The organism is Stenotrophomonas sp. GbtcB23 (genome assembly GCF_019091045.1).
In the GTDB taxonomy this organism is placed as follows: Bacteria; Pseudomonadota; Gammaproteobacteria; order Xanthomonadales; family Xanthomonadaceae; genus Stenotrophomonas; species Stenotrophomonas rhizophila_A.
The window spans coordinates 1-239 of sequence record NZ_JAGXKC010000651.1; the positions used below are offsets into that span (position 1 = coordinate 1).

Here is a 239-nt window from a genome sequence, read left to right on the forward strand (position 1 = left end):
TTCCGACATTTCACGCTCGGCGAGCCCCCCGGTCGACTGGATCAGCCGGTCGGCGAGCGTCGACTTGCCGTGGTCGATATGCGCCACGATCGAGAAGTTGCGGATATGGTCCAGCGGCGTTCGGGAGGAATTGGTGCTCATGGCTCGCGCATATAGCAGTGCGAGTCCCTGCCGCAAAGCGGAAAGATAACCTTTCGTTGAGGATAAGGCCGGGTTTCGTGGGGCAATTGGGGCTTGCC

Annotated in this window: 1 protein-coding gene; it reads right to left on the reverse strand. The window is 60.7% G+C overall.

Annotated features, from left to right (window positions below; all coding sequences use genetic code 11):
• Positions 1-141 (reverse strand): GTP-binding protein (locus KVS69_RS20450; protein ID WP_217540152.1); only part of this gene is annotated, 141 nt, incomplete at its 3' end.
• Positions 142-239: the final 98 nt, after the last annotated feature.